We start from the raw sequence: 18,240 nt of genomic DNA, 5'->3' as shown, positions 1-18,240 counted from the left end.
GCTGAGCTCCGATTACGTGCATATCTGAGTGTCACTGCCCTGCCGGAACCCAGTGGGATCAGAGTAACGGCTGTCAGAAAACTTTGGTTTTACGTGTGGGATAAGCACACGCGTTCCAAGGTTCAAGATTAGCCGATTAACGCCCGCTTACCAAATACCCTCGGGCCCGTGTCGTCCACCGGCGTGTTTTCGCGGCCATCCGGGAATGAAACCGGGCGTCATCTGCTTAGACTCAGTGACATGACAATCCTGATTGATGATCCGATGTGGCCGAATCACGGCACCCTCTGGTCGCACCTCGTCAGCGATGAGTCCCTCGACGAGCTGCACACCTTCGCCGCCGAGAATGAGATTCCGCGCCGTGGGTTCGATCTTGACCACTATGACGTGCCGGCCCGCGTGTATCAGAGCCTGATCGCCGCCGGGGCCACGCCGGTCTCCCCCAAGACGCTCACCCGCCGCCTGATCGCTAGCGGCCTGCGCATCACCGAGCGCGAGCGCCGCCTGGCTCGCGCCTAACCCGGTTTCCCGGAGCACGCGCCCGCGCATGCGACAACCAAACCGTCACCAGCCGACAGCTGGGACGCGCAAAACCCGATGGAAGTGTACGTTGGCCAAAACCTCGGGTTTCAGGCAGGGAGCGCCCCATGAAGATCAGCTATTCCGCACTCGAAAACAGCGCCACCGCCGTGCGGAGCGCGGGCAATAACGCCGAGGATGAAGCCCAGCGCCTACTGGGTACACCGCTCGACTCGGGCGCCCCGCAACCCGACGCGATACACATCGCCGTTCACACCGCGCGGCAGCGCACGCTGATGGCCTTCGCCCGGCTCTTTCGCGCCCAGAGCGAGGCCGCCCTCGATACCGCGAACACCTTCCGGCTCCTGGACGCCCAGATCGCCGCGGGACTGCGCCCCTAGGCGCGGGCCGGGGTGGAAGCAATCCGGTGATGGAACGACCGGGAGACCGAGCACTGGCCGGATCGGTAGACGCCGTGCACCAGGCCAGCGGCTGGCCCGCACGTGGAGATGCGCTCGGCCGGATCACCCTCAGAATGCGCGCGGCGATTGATGCGCTCCCGGCCGAGGCCGACGATGCACTCTCCACCGTGCGCCTGCGCGCCTCCCTCAGCGTGCCCGGGTCGATGCTGCACAACATCGCCGTGCTGGATGAGGCCTGGAAAAACGCGCTTCGCAGCTATGCCTCGGCAATGAACGGCATCCAATACTATGCGGCAATCCACCGCTCTACCCAGGACGCCATCATCAGCGGTGAACGCGACGCGCAGCGGGCCCTCTCTCGCGAGGTTTCCGATGCCACCCGGTGGACGCTGGAGAACACCATACGCGAGGCTCCGGCACGGCTCTCCGCCGCCACCAGCTCACTCACCCGACTTGACGATGAACGCCGCGGGCAGGACTCCCGCACCTCGGCCCAGCTCGAGTCACTGATCTGGCAGTACATGGCCACGGGCACGGCCCTCCCTCCGCCGCCCCGGGTGAGCACCGGCGTGACGGTCACGGCCATCATCGACGGTGTTTCTCGCACGGTGAGTGCTACGGACATTGCCGGGCTTCTCGATCCCGGTATCATCGCCGAGGTCTGGGCGAGTCTCGACCCGGAGAGCCGCCAGCGTCTCCTGGGCGACAACCCGCTCCTTCTCGGCAACCTCGAGGGCATCGCCCTGCGCGATCGCAACACCGCGAACCGGATTACCGCGGGCGAGTATCGCAACCAACTGGAGCGAGAGCTGACCTACCTGACGAGCGCGAGCCCCGCCCACCCGGGTCAGTACGACGGCGAGATTGAACGACGCGAGACCGAGATCAGGACCCTCGACGCGATCCTCGGCGATCGCAATGAACGCTATGCCGGAGAGAGGGTGGGCGATGAGTCATTTGGCATCTTCAGGATCTTTGCCGAAGACGGCACACGAGTATCTCAAAACGGGCTTAGGCTCGTCTCATTCAACCCCCTGCTGGACGCGATCATTACCTATCAGGGCGCGTTGGATCCCATCACCGGTGATATCGCCCCCTGGGTGCAAAACGTGGGCACGTTCATCCCGGGCAGCAACAGCAGGCTCGGAGGATTCGAGGGCAACGCGGATCGCAGCCGCAACATGTACAACATCTCCGGCCCGGCCTCCGGCTACTTCACCTATCAGGGCTCGGCACTGCCCGATATCGACAACAGCGACGTCGGTTTTCTTGAGGCGGCCAAGCGCTCCTACGCCGAAGACGGCGCTCCGCGCATGCTGTCGTTCCTCAACGGTGTGCGCCTACCGCCGGGGGCCGCGCTCGTACCGATCGCACACAGCTACGGTGCGGTGGTCCTGGCCCGTGCCGAATCCCTGGGACTCCGCGCCGATCGCATCGTGTATGTCGCCCCCGCGGGGCTTGGCCACGATACCTCGCTTCGCGATGGTCTGGACGCGTTTCCCCACACCGGAGACAAACCACACTTCCTCCTCCAGGCCCGCAATGACCGTGTTGTCGGATTCACCCAGGGAGGGGTTTCAGGGTTCGGGCTGGGCCACGGCTTCAACAACCCGCTCGCCGTTCCCGGGATTACGAGGTTGGAGACGGGGTTTATCGACAAGCGCGACCCTGCCCTGGGATCGGTTGAGCGCGGAGGCGACGAATCGCATTCTGACGTGCTCGGTCCTTACAGCACCTCCCTCGAAAACATAGCAAACGTCGTCAGCGGCAAACCGGTATCCGTGTACCAGCCGGATGACTTCCTCGCTCCGAACTTGCTTACCCAGCCGGGACCATATTCTCCCCCCTCCGTGGCACCAGATACCGGCGTCAAGAAACCCCCGAAATTCATTTCTCCTCTCGATCTTGAGCCTCTGTCGCGAAAGCCACGGTCCCGATGAATCCCACACCGATACTCGTACGGATTTCCGCCGTCATCGGCGCGCTGGCATTGACACTCGTGTTGTCCGGTTGTCTAACCCTGCACCCACCGAAAACCGATCTCCCCGAGCTTCGCCCCGCCCGTGACGCACAGATCGCCGAACACTACGCCCGAGCCGAGGGCATCGGTGACGACATCCTCGCCCAGATCGCCCCCGAAGAAATCTCCAACCCACCCTCCGGCGGAGGCCGCTCGGAAAGCATGGACGCGTTCGATGTCAAAGGGTGGCCTCGGACCCTCACCTGGGAGAAAGACTTCGCACTCTACGCCGACGGACCCCGCACTCCACGCCAGGTCGCTGACGACCTCACCCCCTGGCTACTCGACCAGGGATGGGATCGCAGCACATCTGACTATCAACCCTCAGATCCGGCATACGCAGAAAACATATTTCTCCGAGACCAAGACCTCCTCGCAATCAGATACACCGTCAAACCCCCGCCCTACGGCCAAACAATGGTCCTCATGATCAGACTCCCCCGAGTGAAATGACGACGCCCGAGCCGAGGGCATCGGTGACGACATCCTCGCCCAGATCGCCCCCGAAGAAATCTCCAACCCACCCTCCGGCGGAGGCCGCTCGGAAAGCATGGACGCGTTCGATGTCAAAGGGTGGCCTCGGACCCTCACCTGGGAAAAGGACTTCGCACTCTACGCCGACGGACCCCGCACCCCACGCCAGGTTGCTGACGACCTCACCCCCTGGCTCCTCGAACAGGGATGGAAACCCCGCAAAATCGAAAGACCTCCTGCGGACGAGAACTACCTCAAGTACGTCTTCTTCAAAGACGAGGACACCCTGATCATCAGCTACATCGTTACACCCCCACCGTACGCACAAAACATGATCCTCAAAATCACCCTCCCCCGAGTTAAATGAGCGGCCGCGAACCATCTCCCAGGCCCCGATCCGATAGCGTTGACGCATGGACATCGAGAACGTTATCCCTGCCCATTACCTTCCCCTCACCACCGAGCGCCTCACCCTGCGGTTTTTCACCGCGGAGGATGCCGAGGCGCACCTCGCCTATCAGGGCCGCGCCGAGGTGGCCGAATATCTCTACCGCGCCCCGCTCAGCGCGCCCGAATCTTCGGAGGCCGTGAATCGTGCCGCGGCGGCGCGGCGCTGGGCCGAAAGCGGCGACAGCCTCACCCTTGCCATCCTGCACGACGGCCTCCTGATCGGTGAGGTGCCGCTCACCCTGACCGGTGCCCGCGCGCGTCAGGTCGAAATTGGCTGGGTGTTCTCCCCCGAGGTTCGGGGGCGGGGGTTTGCGGTGGAGGCCGCCCGTGCGGCGCTCGACCTTGCATTCACACGGCTCGGGGCCCACCGTGTCTTCGCCCGACTCGACACCCGAAACCTCGGATCGGTGCGGGTCTGTGAGCGTCTCGGCCTGCGCCGGGAGGCACACCTCATCGACAACGACCAGACCCCGGACGGTGCCTGGGGCAGCGAATACGTGTACGCACTCACCCGGCCCGAATACCCGACCCCGTAGCGGCTCGGGACGATACGGAAGCGGGGCGGCATCCGAATCGGATGCCGCCCCGCCGCCCGTGCATGAGGCTAGGCGCTGGCCTGCTCCACCGCGCTCACGAGGCCCTGGGCCTGCTCGGGCGAGAGAGCACCGAAGGCCACCATCTGCGACATCGGCATCTGCTCGGCCATCTTCCGCAGGTGCGGATCGTTCAGCATGCCGCCCACGGCCGGCGCCTCGGCGAGCACCTGCGCGAAAGCCGCATTCAGGATCGGCGCGCCCACCGGGTGCGCGAACCACTCACCCAGGGTTGAGTTGACGCTCAGCGGAATCGGCGAGGGATCGCCGGCCACCTGGATGTCCAGGTGCGCGCGGATGTCCCGCGAGGAGGCGGCGATCTCGATCACATACGTACCACCCTCGACGCTCCACACATCGGCGATGGTGGAGAAGTACGCGAGCCCGGCCACCGGGAAGCTCAGCTCGACCTCGCGGGTTTCGCCCGCGGGGATCTCAACCGAGGCGAAGGCGCGCAGCTCGTGCACGGGGCGCGAAACCTCGGCACCGGGCAACCCGCTGTAGACCTGCACGACCTCGCGGCCGTCGCGCGCACCGGTGTTGGTGACGTGCACGCTCACGCGCACGGTCTCCCCCTCGACCCGGGCCACCGGGTGGTCGTAGGCAAACGAGGTGTAGGAGAGCCCGAAACCGAACGGGTAGGTCACCGCGGCCTCGCGGGTGTCGTAGTGACGGTAACCCACGTACAGGCCCTCGGCATAGCGCACCGAACCATGCTCACCGGGGAAGCTCGTGAACGCCGGGACATCCTGCAGGCGCTCGGGAATCGACTCGGTCAGGCGGCCCGAGGGGTTCACCACGCCAAACAGTACGTCGGCGATCGCGCCGCCGCCCGCCTGGCCCAGCAGCCAGCCCTCAACCAGCGCGGGCACACGCTCGTTCCAGTCGGATACCCGCACCACGGCACCATTGCTCAGCACCACAATGATCCGCGGGTTGACCGCGAGCAGGCGCTCGAGCAGCGCGGTCTGGGCCGCGGGCAGCTCGATGTCGTCGCGGTCGAAGCCCTCGGATTCGGCGCTCGACGGCAGCCCCATAAAGTACAGGACGGTCTCGGCCGCAGAGGCCACCCGCACGGCCTCATCGGCGAGGGCGGCATCCTCGTCGCCCTCGAGGGTGAAGCCCGCGGCGTAGGGCACATCGGCACCGGCCTGCGCGCGAATCTCGTCGAGCGCGTTGTCGAGACGGGTCGGCACGATCTGCGAGCTTCCGGCACCCTGATAGCGCGGGGTGCGGGCAAACTCACCAATGACCGCGAGTGAACCCGCGCCCGGGGTCAACGGCAGGATGTCTCCCTCATTACGCAGCAGCACGATGCTGCGGCCGGCGATCTCGCGCGCCAAGGCGTGCTGGCCGGGGACGTCGAGCTCGGCGTCTGCCCACAGGCCATCACGGCCGTGCAGGGCGAGGTCGATCAGGCGGCGCGCGGCGGTGTCGACCACGGCGATGTCGAGCGAGCCATCGTTAACCGCGGCGACAACGTCCGCGTCGGTACGGCCATTGGTGCTCGGCATCTCGAGGTCGAGGCCCGCGGCCAGTGCGGGTACGCGGTCGCGCACGGCACCCCAGTCGGACACCACGACGCCCTCAAATCCCCACTCGTCACGCAGCACGGTGTTGAGCAGCCAGTTGTGCTCGGAGGCGTAGACGCCATTGACCCTGTTATACGAGCACATCACCGTCCACGGCTGGGTCTCGGTCACGACGCGGCGGAACGCCGGAAGGTAGAGCTCGCGCAGAGTACGGGTGTCGATCTCGGCGCTCACCCGCAGGCGATCAGTCTCCTGGTTGTTCGCCGCATAGTGCTTGAGCGAGGTGCCCACGCCCTGGGACTGCACGCCGCGCACAAACGCGCTACCGAGCACACCCGCGTGCAGCGGGTCCTCGGAGAGGTATTCGAAGTTTCGGCCACAGCGCGGATCGCGCTTGATGTTGATTCCCGGTCCCAGCAGAACGCTCACACGCTTGGCCTGAGCCTCGCGTCCCAGGGCCTCACCCACGCGCTCGACGAGGATCGGATCCCAGCTGGAGCCGAGCCCAACGGCGGGCGGGAAGCAGGTCGCGGGCTCACCATCGAGCAACCCGAGGTGGTCTCCCCCGGTGGATTGGCGACGCACACCGTGGGGGCCATCGGAGAGGATGATCGAGGGCACGCCGGCATCCTCGATGCCCTCGGTATCCCAGAAGGATGCGCCGCTCAGCAGCGAAGCCTTCTGCTCGAGGGTCAGGGTGGCAAGGATCGATTCGGTCTGCGGGTGGAGTGACATGGTGACCTTTCGGGGTTGAAAACGAGCTAGCGAACGGAACGAACGGGAATGACGGCGATTCCGCCCAGGATAACCAGGAGGATGCCGATGGGGAAGAGCATCACGTAGCCAAAGCTCAGCGCGATGACGCCGGCGAGTGCCGGGGCGAGGGTCTGCGGGAGGGTCGCGGCGATGTTAATGACGCCGAGGTCTTTCGCGAAGTCCGCCTTGCTGGGCAGCACCTCACTGATGAGGGCGGTATCGACCGCCTGGAACATACCGAAGCCCAGACCGGACACCAGCGAGAAGAGCCCCATGCCCACCTCGGTGGGCATCAGCAGCGGAATACAGAGGGCGCAGGCAAGCACGATGCTGGACGACACGATGAAGACCCGACGACGCTTGAGACGGTCCGAGAGCGGGCCGGAGATCAGAGTCGAAATCAACAGCGCGCCCATGCTCAGCATCGCGTACTGCGGGGTCAGCTGGACCGCGCGCTCGGCGGTGACGCCGATGTAGTCCTGCAGAATGTAGATGCTGTAGGTGCTGACCATGAGATAGCCCGCGTTCAGCAGCAGACGGCCGGTGAAGGTCCAGAAGAAGTCGGGGTGCTTGATCGGGTTGACCCAGAAGCCGCGCAGGAACGTGGTGACAACAAATCTCTCGCGCGGGCGGTGGCGGTTGTCCTTATCCGGGTTGATGACCACAAACAGGGTGAGGGCGACCAGGGCGATTCCGGCAAAAACCATGTATCCGGTGGGGATGTTTCGGGCGAACATCGCACCGACCATCTGCCCACCGACCATGCCGAGCATGACGCCCAGGCCGATGATCGCCGAGAAGCTGCCGCGCAGTCCGCTCGGGACGCGGTCCGGCAGGATCGCACTCAGCGGGCCCTGCGCGAAGTTGTAGGCGATCTGTACGGCGATCCAGGCGATCATGATCTGCCAGATCGTCGTGCCGAGCCCCATTCCGATGAGGGCGAGGCCACCCACGAGGCTGCCGCCCACGATCCAGGGGGCGCGCGGCCCAAACCGGCTGCGGGTACGATCCGAAACAACGCCGGCGAGGGGTTGCGCGATCATCGCACAGAGCGCACCCACGGTGAGGACCAGGGAGAGGTTGGCCTCCTTATTATCGGGATCGAGATCCTGAATCTGGAGCGAGAGCAGCAGCGAGGCGGTGGCACCCCACACCATGAACATGGCGATATTGGCCGGTAGCAGCGTGCCCAAGAGCACGCGGAGTGGCGGGGTAAACTCCGTGGGCGCGACATCCCCCTGGGGGACGTCGGTGGAACTCGGCGGTTGGGTCACGATTCTCCTTGAGGTCGGCGTTGACACTCAAAAGCATACAGTGAACGGTTTTGTTGCATACCGGTGCGGCTGATATACGATGGGCGGATGTCCGATCGGTCACCACTCTCCCCCAAGGGACAGCGCCAGCGCGAAAAAATCCTCACCACCGCACTCGAGGTCTTCGCGGACGAGGGCTATCGCGGCACCTCCCTGCGCACGGTCGCCGCGCGCTGCGAGCTGAGCCTCGCCGGGGTCATGCACTACTTCGAATCCCGCGAGGATCTCCTCGTCCAGATCCTGCGCCGACGCGACGAGGTGGATGAGGCCGCCATCTCCCCCGAGCATCCACTGCGCGACTTTCTTGCGGTCCTGGCGCGCAACACCACGCGGCCCGGACTGATCGAACTGTTCGTGACGATGTCGGCCGCGGCCAGCTCGCCCGAGCATCCAGCAGCACCGTATTTCCGCGAGCGCTACGCTCGCATGACGGCCGACTTCGCCGAACACCTGGAAACACTCGGTGATACCCGCCCCGAAGGGGAGCGCATCCGGGATGCTCGCGCACTGATCGCACTGGCGGACGGGCTCCAGCAGCAGTGGGTTACGGATCGCAGCATCAGCATCGCCGATGAGCTGCGGCGCGCGCTCGCCCAGCACCTCAATCCACTCCTGAGCCTCGACTAGTCCGGGGTAAAACAATCGCCGCCCCGTTTCCGGGGCGGCGATTGTTTTATGTGGCGCTATTCGGCGCTGGGCTGCGCATCTCCATCGTGGCGCACCGGGGTGCCGGTGAGTGCCTGGGTGCTGACGCGACGGTTGCGGTTGCGGCCCTTACCCGGCTGCTTCGGCTCAGGCAGCGCGTCGAGGACGGAACCGAGGAGATCCTCGGCCACCTTGACGTCCACCTTGTGGTTCTTACGCACGGCCTCGAGCGGAATGTCGAGCAGCGGCAGCGACTCGTGACCGCGACGACCCGAGCGCGAACGCGCGGGACGAGCAGGGCGCTCGTTCTGATCCGAACGCTCGGCCTGACGTTCCTGCTGGTTTTGACGTTCCTGCTGGTTCTGACGCTCTGATGAGTTCTGGCGCTCGGCGGCGGCCGGCGCACTCACCGAGGCTACCTCGACCTGCACGGACTCGACTGCCGGAGGCAGCAGGAGCGCGGCGGTCTCGGCGGCGGGCGACTCCGAGAGTTCCAGCTGCAGCTGGGCATCACGGCTCTTTCCACCCCGGCGACGCTTCTTGCGACCCTCGGCGGCGGTCGGTGCCGCGGCCTCCGCCTGAGCGGCGGCCTCGTGCTCGTGGGTACCGGCGATGGTGCTCGCGGCGATCTGAGCCAGCATGTTCTTGGCGTCATCGGTGATCGCGTGGGTCGCGGCCTTCGGTGCGTTGTTCACGGCCGGCTGCTGGGTGTTTCCACCGTTCTGCTGACCGGACTGACCGTTCTGGCCACCCTGGCCCTGGCCCGCGCCACCCTTACCGCGGCGACGCTGCTCGGGCTGCGGGGTCTGCTTGTGCTTGACGACCGGGTCGTGGTGCACAATAACGCCACGGCCGGCGCAGGTTTCACAGGGCTCGCTGAAGGATTCCAGCAGGCCGAGACCCAGCTTCTTGCGGGTCATCTGGACGAGACCCAGCGAGGTGACCTCGGCCACCTGGTGCTTGGTGCGGTCGCGGCTCAGGCACTCGATCACGCGGCGCAGCACGAGGTCACGGTTGGATTCCAGGACCATGTCGATGAAGTCGACCACGATGATGCCACCGATGTCGCGCAGACGCAGCTGGCGAACGATCTCTTCTGCGGCCTCCAGGTTGTTCTTGGTGACGGTCTCCTCGAGGTTTCCGCCGGAGCCCACGAACTTACCCGTGTTGACGTCGATCACGGTCATGGCTTCGGTGCGGTCGATCACGAGCGAACCACCCGAGGGCAGCCAGACCTTGCGGTCCAGTGCCTTCTCGATCTGCTCGGTGATGCGGTACTCGTCGAAGACGTCCTTGCTGCCCTCGTAGCGCTCGACGCGGTCAACGAGGTCCGGGGCGACCTGCTGGAGGTAGCTGGTGATGATCTCGCGGGCGTCGTCTCCGGCGATGACCATCGACTGGAAGTCCTCGTTGAAGACGTCACGGACGATCTTGACCAGCAGATCGGGCTCGCTGTGCAGCAGGGCCGGAGCGTTGGCCTTCTTGACCTGCTCGGAGATGTGCGCCCACTGCGAGGTGAGGCGGTTGACGTCGAGGGTCAGCTGCTCCTCGGTGGCACCCTCGGCCGCGGTGCGGACGATCACGCCGGTGTTCTCAGGGAGAACGGCCTTGAGGATCTTCTTCAGACGAGCACGCTCGGTGTCCGGCAGCTTGCGGGAGATACCCGACATGGAGCCGTTGGGCACGTACACGAGGTAGCGACCGGGCAGCGAAACCTGGCTGGTCAGGCGGGCACCCTTGTGGCCCACCGGGTCCTTGGTGACCTGGACGAGGATCTTGTCGCCGGGCTTCAGCGCGAGCTCGATCCGACGGGGCTGGTTACCGGTGGTGCCGGCGGCCTCCCAGTCGACCTCACCGGAGTAGAGGACGGCATTGCGGCCGCGCCCGATGTCGACAAACGCGGCCTCCATGCTGGGCAGCACGTTCTGCACGCGACCGAGGTACACGTTGCCGATCAGCGACGCCTCCTCGTTGCGGGCGACGTAGTGCTCAACCAGGACCTTGTCTTCGAGGACACCGATCTGGATCTTCTGGTTCTTCTCGCGCACGACCATGGTGCGGTCCACAGCCTCGCGGCGGGCGAGGAACTCGGCCTCGGTCACCACGGCGCGGCGACGACCGGCATCGCGGCCATCACGGCGACGCTGCTTCTTGGCTTCGAGACGGGTCGAGCCCTTGATCTTCTGCGGCTCGGTGATGAGCACGGCCTCGCGGGGCTCGCGCGCCGGACGGCCGTTGCCGCCATCGCGCGAGTTCTCACGACCGCCGTCGCGGTAGGAGTCACGGCCGCCGTCACGGTAGGAGTCACGACCACTCTCGCGCGGGGCGGGACGGTCGTCACGGGTGTTCTCGCGATCGCCGCCACGACGACGCGAACGACGACGGGTCGAGGAGTACTCCTCCTCGTCTTCGGTCTCGTGGTGCTCCGGGCGGGTGCTGCGCGGCGGCAGCGGCGGGAGATCCGGGGCGAGGAAGATCAGTGCGGTGGAGGGTGCGGAGACGAACGGCACCGGCAGCGGGCTCACCACAGCGGCGGGCACCTCGGCGGCGGGCACATTCGTGGCGGCTGCATCGGCGGCGGCGGCCGGTGCTGCGGAATCGGTTGCCGTGGTGTCGACGGCGGCCGGCGCTTCGGCGGCCGGCGCTTCGGCGGCGGGTGCTTCGGCGACGGGTGCTTCGGCGACGGCGGTCTCGGACACTGCGGTCTCGGCGGCCACAGTTTCGGCGACGACGGTCTCGCCCGCAACGGGCTTCTCAGCCTCGGGAACCGCACTCTCGGCCTCGGCCTTCGCCGCAGCGGCGGCCTGCTGCTCCGCCTTGGTCGGGCGGCCCCGACGGCGCTGACGCGGTGCGGCGACACTCTCACCCTCGGCCGTGGCCGACTCGACCGCGGGCGTCTCGGCTGCCCGCTCGTCGGTGGCCGATTCCGGCACGCTCTCGTTCGCTACGACCGGCGCGGCAGCGTCGCCCTCGTTGACCGTCGCGTCGCTCGGTGCGGTGGCCGCACCGGCGGAGGCACTGACGCGGCGAGAGCCGCGGGTGCGACGAGGCGCTCGCGCCTCCGTGCCGGGCACTGCCGAAACCGGGGCATCAACTGCCTGGGCATCGGTCGAAGCCTGGGGCTCCTGCGCACCCTCGGTGGTTGCGGATGTATTTTCGGCAGTTACTGCCTCGTTGTTCTTTTTATTCACCATTACTGGTGCACTCCTCATCCGATGAGTAGCCGCGCTACCGTCCGGGAATCTTGGGCGAATCTCTACGCCGAAGCGTTCAACTCACCAAATCCTATGCACTGCAGTGACCGGCCCCGTGGCTCAGATCACTTCGCGGGAGCGTTTCCCAACGCTCACTCGCACATCAGGCGCTATCTGTGCCCAATAAGCCTTCTTCGTCTTGGCCTCGCGCGGCGAAACCTCGACAAAATTCATTATCGCACGGGCGGGTCGCAGAATGCGCAAGGCATGACCTTTTTCCCAATCCGATATGCCATAATTCCAGTCATGACCAGCACCGAAACGACGCGTCCACCACGCCTGTTCGCCTCCTACCTGATCGTGGCGGGCATCCTGGGCTGGATCCCCGCATTCATCCTGACGATGGAGAAGATCGCCAACCTGGAAAACCCCAAGGCTGCGCTGAGCTGCGATTTCAGCCTGGTCGTGCAGTGTGGGGCAAACCTGAGTTCCTGGCAGGGTTCGGTATTTGGCTTTCCCAACCCCATCATCGGACTGGCCGCCTGGATTGCGCCGATTGTCGTGGGGGTTGCCCTGCTGGCCGGGGCGCGCTTCGCCCGCTGGTTCTGGATCCTCTTCAACGTGGGCATGCTCGGCGGAATCGTCTTTGTCATCTGGCTGATTTCGCAGTCGATCTTCGACCTCGGCACCCTCTGCGTGTACTGCATGTGGACGTGGGCGGTCATGATCCCCACGTTCCTCGTGGTGACACTGGTGAACCTCCGTGAGGGTCGTCTGGGCGGCGGAGAGTCCGTGCGACGCGTCGCGACCGGACTGCTCCAGTGGATCATTCCGATCGTCCTGGCCTGCTATATCATCGTGGCGCTGATCGCTCAATTCCGACTGGACGTCATCTCGTACCTCTAACCTCGGGCGTGTCGCCGAGTAGATAAAAAACACCGTGCCCCCAGAGCTGGGGGCACGGTGTTTTTCGTGTACGAACTACCGCGGCTCGTTCGAGTTCGATACTGAATCATGCGCCGTCGCCTCGCTCGTGACCGCATCGATCCCGGCGGTTTGCGCCTCGGAGAGCGCGGGGTGCGTCGCCGGGATCGCGCAGCCGTCAGGCCCGCAGGCCTCTGCCGCAGGGTCGCCAATCAGCGTGAACGGGGCGCTCATGCCCCGCGCTCCGCGCTGACCTGGGTGAGAACCTGCTCGAAGGCCTGGGCCTCCTGCGCTCCCGACACGCCATACTTGCCGTCGATTACGAAGAACGGCACGCCCTGGATGCCGTACCCCTGGGCCTGGGCCTGGTCGGCGCGCACATCGGCGAGGTAGCGGTCGGTCTCGAGGGCGGCGGTCAGCTCGGCGGCGTCGAGGCCGACGGTGGCACCCAGCTCGGCGAGATCGGCGATGTTGCCCACGTGCTTACCATCGGTGAAGTAGGCACGGAACAGCACCTCGGCGAGCTCGCGCTGCTTGCCGTGCGCCTTCGCGAAGTGCAGTGCCTGGTGCGCGAGCACGGTGTTGGTGTGGCGCAGCTTATCGAAGTTGAATTCGAGGCCGGTCTGGGCGGCGATGCCCGTCACGCGGCCAAGCATCTCGGTGATCTGTTCGGCGGGCATGCCCTTGTGATTCACGAGGAAGTCGAGCTCGCTGCCGTCGAAGTCGACGGGGGTATCGGGGGCCAGCTCGAACGAGTGGTACTCCACCTCGACCGGGGTGTCGGAGCCCGCGGCGAATGCGGCGACGCCGGCCTCGAACTTGCGCTTGCCGATGAAGCACCAGGGGCATGCGATATCGGACCAGATGTCTACCTTGATGGGTTCAGTCATACCCAGGGCAACCACGGAGTCCGGAAATTCATTCCCGAAAGAATTCGCACTCCACTGGTCCATTAGTCAACTAATGGACTAGAGTGGTGATGTGTTCACAGGTACCACTCCCCTCTTTCAGCAGCTCGCCACCCGGCTGGCCGACGACATCGTCTCCGGAACCTACCCGGAGGAGTCGGCGGTGCCCTCGGCGACCGACCTGGCCGTGTTTTTTGATCTGAACCCGGCCACCGCATCCAAGGGCGTCAACCTGCTGGTTGAGCAGGGAGCCCTCTATAAGAAGCGCGGAATCGGCATCTTCGTGGCCCCCGGGGCACGCGAGCTCCTGCTCGCACAGCGCCGGGAACGGCTGCGTGCCGACTTCGTTGAACCCCTGGTTCGCGAAGCCCGCCTCCTCGGTCTCGATCCCGTCGAGATTGAGCGCCTCGTCCGCGACACCATCGCAAAGGAACCATCATGACCGATCACATCGTCCTCGAGGGAGTGACGCGTCGCTTCGGCGCCCACACCGCCCTCGACAGCGTCTCGCTCCGTCTGCCCGCAGGCAGCATCTGCGGGCTCCTCGGCCGCAACGGCGCGGGCAAGACCACACTCCTCTCGCTCATTGCCGGGCAGGATCTCCCGTCCGAGGGCACCGTGCGCGTAAACGGCCACTCGCCGTTTGAGCACGCCGCCACGCTCGCCGGGATCAACCTGGTGCGCGATAACCAGCGCTACCCGGATGACTTCGACGTACGCAACGTGCTGTCGATTGCGCCGAGCTTCCTCCCGCACTGGGATGCCGAGCTTGCCGAGCAGCTGGTGGCAGGCTTCCGCGTCCCGCGTGGGCGCTCGATTAAGAAGTTCTCGCGCGGCCAGCTCTCCGCCGTCGCCATTATTCTGGGCGTGGCCTCGCGAGCGCCGCTCACACTGATGGACGAACCGTATCTGGGGCTCGACGTCAACGCACGCCGATACTTTCACGAGGTGCTCGTCCGCGATGTTGCGGAGCACCCGCGCACGGTCATCCTCTCCACGCACCACGTGGAGGAGTCTGAATCCCTGTTTGACCGCGTACTCATCGTCGACGAAGGGAGGGTCCTGCTCGATGCGGGCATTGAGGACATCCCGGACCTCGCCTTCGCGGTGAGCGGTCGCGATGACGTGATTCGTGACCTCACGGCGGATCTCGATGTGCTCCGTCTACAGACCGTCCCCGGGCTGGCCTCGGCAACGGTGCGCGGCCGGGCAGATACCGAGTTCATCGCCCGCGCCGAGGCGGCGGGTGCCCGTATTCTGCCGGTCAGCGTGGCCGACCTCGTGACCGCCTACGGCACTGAACGCACCCCCGAGGAGGCACGCGCATGACCTCCACGCTGCTCACCACGGCTCCGACGATCGCCCCCACGTCCACGCTTGGCACACACTCGAAGGGACTCACCATGAACCCCATCTTCGCGGTCACCCGCCTGCACCTCACCCGTCGAATCATGACCTTCGGGCTGCCGGTCATCTACGTGGGTGTCGTCGCGCTCCTGTCGATCATGATCTCGCTAATATCCTGGCGAGCCGGCAGTCAGCCGGGTTCCGAGGGCTGGATCGCGGGCTCGCAGGCAAACCCCGGCCTGGTGTGGGCCCTCGGCGGGTTCCTCGGCTACATGGGGGTCGCCTCCACCGCGACCACGTTCCGCTTCGCCATCACCCTCGGCTCAACCCGCCGCTCATTCACGCTCGGGACGCTGCTCTGGAACCTGATTGTCGCCACCTACCTCGCCGCGGTACTCACCGCGCTCACCGCAATCGAGCTGCTGACCGATCACTGGTTTATCGGGTTCTACATCTTCGATATTTTCATCCTGGGCTACGGCAACCTTCTCATCACCTTCGTGATCGTGCTGCTGGGTACACTCACCCTCCTCACTGTCGCCGGGGTGTTTGGTGCCGCGTGGATCCGATTCTCCAACCGCGGACCGATCCTGCTGGGCATCGGCATCGGGCTGGTTCTGATCGTGGCCATCCTGATCCTGATTCCCCAGGCCGCCGAGATCGCCGCAGCCTTCCGCCCCTGGTGGCTCGCCGTGGCCGCGGGCGTGATGATCATCCTCGCGAGCCTCGGCTCCTGGCGCATGCTGCGCCGAGCGATCATTCGTTAGGTGTTTACCCGGGCCCGCTCGACAGTCCGGGCGGGCCCCTCATTTGCTCAGGCGCTCAGCACACCCAACAGGGGTGCGTGCAGCGCGGGAGCAGCGACCAGGATGGATGCGGACTCCGGGGTCCACGGCACCCCGGCGAGATCGGTCACGACCGTCCCGGATTCGCGGGCGATCAGCGTTGCTCCCAGGAGGTTCGAGCGGTCATCACCGTGCTCCCAGAACGCATCGAGACGACCGGAGGCAACGTCCGCAATTTGCCAGGACGTCGGCCCGAGATTGCGCACCGCTCCCACCGAACCGAGCGCCCGGGAGAGCGAAGCTCCGGCCAGCGCGACGGCTTCGGGCTGGGCGGCGGCAAAGGGCGGTTGGCTCGTTGCCACCAGCGCGACACCGACATCCTCGGTGGCGGCCGGCGAAACTGGCCGCCCGTTGCGCCACGCGCCCGCGCCGAGCGCCGCGGCGTAGGTCTCACTGAGTACCGGGTTGTGGAGCACCGTCAGCACCGCCTCTCCGTCGCGCACCAGGGTCGCCGTCAGGCACCACTGAGGAAGCCCGCGCATGTACTGCACCGCGCCATCCACGGAGTCGACGAGCCAGGCATCCCCGGCCACCCGGGTCGGCGCGAGTTCGTCCAGCCAGGCGGCGTCGGGATTGAGCGCCGAGAGCGCTGGTCGCAGCATCGCCACAACCTCGTTCTCCATCGCGGAGAACTCCTGACGGAATGCGGACATATCGGGCATCGGTGCGATCGCCGGGCGGGCCAGGAGGTGCCGCCCCACCGCACGCAGGGCGATGTCAAGGGCGGCGAGTGTCTCCAGCGATTCCGAAGTGGTAAGTTCTGAGGTATTCATGCCTCAATGCTCGATCCTCATGAGCTCCGTGGCGTATTGCAGCATTGAAAGTAAGCGATATTGGCAAATATCATGTCCAATATGAGCGAAGTTGAACTTGACGGGACCGACCGGCGCATCATCGCGGCCCTGCAGTGCGACCCCCGCGCCACCGTTGAACACCTCGCTGGTGTGCTCACCCTCGGGACGAGGCCGCTCCGTCGGCGTCTCAATCACCTGCTCGACTCGGGGGCGGTTCGGGTGGTCGCGCGCACTCCGCAGCCCGCCCGGGTCGCGCTCATGCTGCGGATTCGGATACTCAGTGGCCGACTCGAACAGCTCTCCCGCGCACTCGCGAGACGCACCGACATCGCGTATATCGACGCGTCGATCGGCGGCGACGAACTGGCCGCCGTGCTCATCACGGAATCCGACACGGCGGGCAGGCTGATTACCCGGCAACTCCCGGAGACCGGGGCGATCGCCGCCGTCGAAGCCCATCCGATACTGCACGTGTTTTCCGAGGCAAAAGACTGGCGCCTCGACGCACTGAGTGATCACGAGAGGAGCGCGCTCACGCTCCCCCAGCATCCCCGAGTGGAGGGTCAACCGGTGGGTGAGCGTGACGCGGCGATTATCGACGCACTCACCCTGCAGCCACGCGCGAGTGCCACCTGGGTCGCCGACCGCGTTCAGGCCCCCGTTTCGACCGTTCGTCGGCGGCTCACAACGCTGCGAAACACGGGGCAACTCGCCTATGAGGTCAGCGTCGACCCGGCACGGCTCGGCCTCCCGATCGACGTGAACTTTTGGATCCGTCTGCCCCCGCAGCACCTCGACGACGTGGGGCGAGCACTCGCGACACATCCGGCCGTGCACGGAACCCTCGCCCTTGCCGGCACATTCTCGCTCAACGTCGCCGCCTGGTTCGCCGATCTGGGGGCGCTCTACCACTTTATGACCACGGTTCTTGCGGAGTACCCGATCGACCAGATCGAACCGATCATCGTGGGCTCAGCGATTAAGCGTCCCGGACGCCACGCGGTCTGAGGCCATACTCGGCTCTTCGTCCAACAAAAAAACGGCACCCCGCGGGGTGCCGTTTTTGTGTGTCGACTAGTCGAACCAGAGACCCAGCTCACGCTCGGCGGACTCCACGCTGTCCGAACCGTGGACGAGGTTCTGCTGCACGGCCAGACCCCAGTCGCGGCCGAAGTCACCACGGATGGTGCCGGGGGCGGCGAGGGTCGGGTCGGTGGTACCGGCGAGGACGCGGAAACCCTCGATCACGCGGTCTCCGGCCACGCGGATGGCTACAACCGGGCCCTCCAGCATGAACGCGACGAGGGGCTCGTAGAACGGCTTGCCCTGGTGCTCAGCGTAGTGCGCCTCGAGGCGCGAACGCTCCGGCTGCACCATACGCAGGTCAACAACCGAGTAGCCCTTGGCTTCGATCCGGCGGATGATCTCGCCACTGAGCTTCCGAGCGACGCCGTCCGGCTTCACGAGGACGAGGGTTTCTTCAACGGCCATGGGGACCTCCTAG

The 18,240-nt window shown here is 65.7% G+C and carries 19 protein-coding genes; 12 read left to right on the top strand and 7 right to left on the bottom strand.

The window, feature by feature from the left end; genetic code table 11:
• Window positions 1-240 precede the first annotated feature (240 nt).
• From D9V32_RS15205 to D9V32_RS15180, 6 genes are all read left to right on the top strand, one after another.
• Window positions 241-519, top strand: a complete 279-nt coding sequence (locus D9V32_RS15205) for a DUF4031 domain-containing protein (RefSeq protein ID WP_121649764.1) — start codon at window positions 241-243, stop codon at window positions 517-519.
• A gap of 128 nt (window positions 520-647) precedes the next feature.
• Window positions 648-920 carry a hypothetical protein gene (locus tag D9V32_RS15200; RefSeq protein WP_121649763.1) on the top strand — a complete coding sequence of 91 codons (273 nt, stop codon included), beginning with the start codon at window positions 648-650 and terminating at the stop codon, window positions 918-920.
• A gap of 29 nt (window positions 921-949) precedes the next feature.
• Window positions 950-2,881 (top strand): alpha/beta hydrolase family protein, encoded by a 1,932-nt coding sequence (locus D9V32_RS15195; protein WP_121649762.1) that lies wholly within the window; start codon window positions 950-952, stop codon window positions 2,879-2,881.
• Window positions 2,878-3,414 carry a hypothetical protein gene (locus D9V32_RS15190; protein WP_121649761.1) on the top strand — a complete coding sequence of 179 codons (537 nt, stop codon included), beginning with the start codon at window positions 2,878-2,880 and terminating at the stop codon, window positions 3,412-3,414. Before D9V32_RS15195 ends, D9V32_RS15190 begins: the two co-directional genes overlap by 4 nt.
• A gap of 97 nt (window positions 3,415-3,511) precedes the next feature.
• Window positions 3,512-3,802, top strand: coding sequence for a hypothetical protein (locus tag D9V32_RS15185; RefSeq protein ID WP_121649760.1), 291 nt, complete (start codon window positions 3,512-3,514; stop codon window positions 3,800-3,802).
• Between the two features lie 46 nt (window positions 3,803-3,848).
• Entirely contained in the window at window positions 3,849-4,421 is a 573-nt protein-coding gene (locus tag D9V32_RS15180) for a GNAT family N-acetyltransferase (RefSeq protein ID WP_121649759.1), read from the top strand.
• Between the two features lie 68 nt (window positions 4,422-4,489).
• Here D9V32_RS15180 and D9V32_RS15175 read toward each other — a convergent pair whose 3' ends face one another.
• Window positions 4,490-6,745 carry a glycoside hydrolase family 3 C-terminal domain-containing protein gene (locus tag D9V32_RS15175; RefSeq protein ID WP_121649758.1) on the bottom strand — a complete coding sequence of 752 codons (2,256 nt, stop codon included), beginning with the start codon at window positions 6,743-6,745 and terminating at the stop codon, window positions 4,490-4,492.
• A gap of 26 nt (window positions 6,746-6,771) precedes the next feature.
• Entirely contained in the window at window positions 6,772-8,040 is a 1,269-nt protein-coding gene (locus D9V32_RS15170; RefSeq protein WP_121649757.1) for an MFS transporter, read from the bottom strand.
• 87 nt (window positions 8,041-8,127) lie between these two features.
• Between D9V32_RS15170 and D9V32_RS15165 the strand changes: the two genes are divergently transcribed.
• A complete protein-coding gene (locus D9V32_RS15165) occupies window positions 8,128-8,706 on the top strand; it encodes a TetR/AcrR family transcriptional regulator (RefSeq protein WP_121649756.1) in 579 nt (192 codons plus the stop codon).
• Between the two features lie 56 nt (window positions 8,707-8,762).
• On the opposite strand, the gene D9V32_RS15160 is transcribed toward D9V32_RS15165, so the two are convergent.
• Complete coding sequence (locus tag D9V32_RS15160; protein WP_245982363.1) at window positions 8,763-11,918, bottom strand: Rne/Rng family ribonuclease; 3,156 nt, start codon at window positions 11,916-11,918, stop codon at window positions 8,763-8,765.
• Window positions 11,919-12,224: 306 nt separating this feature from the next.
• Between D9V32_RS15160 and D9V32_RS15155 the strand changes: the two genes are divergently transcribed.
• Complete coding sequence (locus D9V32_RS15155; protein WP_121649755.1) at window positions 12,225-12,824, top strand: vitamin K epoxide reductase family protein; 600 nt, start codon at window positions 12,225-12,227, stop codon at window positions 12,822-12,824.
• Between the two features lie 75 nt (window positions 12,825-12,899).
• Here the strand turns inward: D9V32_RS15155 and D9V32_RS16310 are convergent, their stop codons facing one another.
• The gene (locus D9V32_RS16310; RefSeq protein ID WP_183086350.1) at window positions 12,900-13,076 is read right to left on the bottom strand and encodes a hypothetical protein; all 177 of its coding nucleotides are present in this window, start codon (window positions 13,074-13,076) and stop codon (window positions 12,900-12,902) included.
• Entirely contained in the window at window positions 13,073-13,732 is a 660-nt protein-coding gene (locus D9V32_RS15150; RefSeq protein WP_121649770.1) for a DsbA family oxidoreductase, read from the bottom strand. Before D9V32_RS15150 ends, D9V32_RS16310 begins: the two co-directional genes overlap by 4 nt.
• Before the next feature lie 91 nt (window positions 13,733-13,823).
• Between D9V32_RS15150 and D9V32_RS15145 the strand changes: the two genes are divergently transcribed.
• Genes D9V32_RS15145 through D9V32_RS16305 form a run of 3 tightly spaced genes read left to right on the top strand, consistent with a single transcriptional unit; the run spans window position 13,824 to window position 15,864 of the window.
• Window positions 13,824-14,192 carry a GntR family transcriptional regulator gene (locus D9V32_RS15145; RefSeq protein WP_121649754.1) on the top strand — a complete coding sequence of 123 codons (369 nt, stop codon included), beginning with the start codon at window positions 13,824-13,826 and terminating at the stop codon, window positions 14,190-14,192.
• A complete protein-coding gene (locus tag D9V32_RS15140; protein ID WP_121649753.1) occupies window positions 14,189-15,079 on the top strand; it encodes an ABC transporter ATP-binding protein in 891 nt (296 codons plus the stop codon). Before D9V32_RS15145 ends, D9V32_RS15140 begins: the two co-directional genes overlap by 4 nt.
• Entirely contained in the window at window positions 15,076-15,864 is a 789-nt protein-coding gene (locus D9V32_RS16305; RefSeq protein ID WP_245982362.1) for a hypothetical protein, read from the top strand. Before D9V32_RS15140 ends, D9V32_RS16305 begins: the two co-directional genes overlap by 4 nt.
• Window positions 15,865-15,911: 47 nt before the next feature.
• Here the strand turns inward: D9V32_RS16305 and D9V32_RS15130 are convergent, their stop codons facing one another.
• Window positions 15,912-16,715, bottom strand: a complete 804-nt coding sequence (locus D9V32_RS15130) for an inositol monophosphatase family protein (RefSeq protein WP_220700722.1) — start codon at window positions 16,713-16,715, stop codon at window positions 15,912-15,914.
• A gap of 81 nt (window positions 16,716-16,796) precedes the next feature.
• On the opposite strand from D9V32_RS15130, the gene D9V32_RS15125 reads away from it, so the two are divergent.
• Entirely contained in the window at window positions 16,797-17,744 is a 948-nt protein-coding gene (locus tag D9V32_RS15125) for an Lrp/AsnC family transcriptional regulator (protein WP_183086349.1), read from the top strand.
• A gap of 66 nt (window positions 17,745-17,810) precedes the next feature.
• Here the strand turns inward: D9V32_RS15125 and ndk are convergent, their stop codons facing one another.
• The gene (ndk, locus tag D9V32_RS15120; protein ID WP_121649751.1) at window positions 17,811-18,227 is read right to left on the bottom strand and encodes a nucleoside-diphosphate kinase; all 417 of its coding nucleotides are present in this window, start codon (window positions 18,225-18,227) and stop codon (window positions 17,811-17,813) included.
• Between the last annotated feature and the right edge of the window lie 13 nt (window positions 18,228-18,240).

The sequence above is a fragment of the Mycetocola tolaasinivorans genome (assembly GCF_003667565.1).
Taxonomy (GTDB): domain Bacteria; phylum Actinomycetota; class Actinomycetes; order Actinomycetales; family Microbacteriaceae; genus Mycetocola; species Mycetocola tolaasinivorans.
This window is presented reverse-complemented; position numbering and strand designations above follow the sequence as displayed.